Source organism: Bacillus sp. NTK074B (genome assembly GCF_017303375.1).
Lineage (GTDB): Bacteria > Bacillota > Bacilli > Bacillales > Bacillaceae_B > Rossellomorea.
Map to the genome: position 1 here is coordinate 1 of NZ_JAFKOH010000272.1, position 254 is coordinate 254.

Sequence of the window (254 nt, forward strand, 5' to 3'; positions counted from 1 at the left end):
TTCCGGCGGCTCGATCAGCTCAAGATCACGCTGGGCGCGCTTCTCGCGCAGCCCGCGCGCGATCTCTCGGCCGTGCTGATCGTCGACAATGCCTCGAATGACGGAACAGCCGAGTGGCTTGCCGCGCAGGGCGATCCGCGTCTGGTCACGCTTGCCCTGCCCGAGAACCGGGGCGGCGCCGGCGGGTTCGAAGCCGGGATGCGCCACGCTGTCGAACATCTTGCGCCCGACTGGATCGTCGTGATGGACGACGA

At 68.1% G+C, this 254-nt stretch carries 1 protein-coding gene; it reads left to right on the forward strand.

The annotated features are described in order from the left end of the window. Positions 1–254 (forward strand): glycosyltransferase (locus JI667_RS22335; RefSeq protein ID WP_206858720.1); only part of this gene is annotated, 254 nt, incomplete at both ends.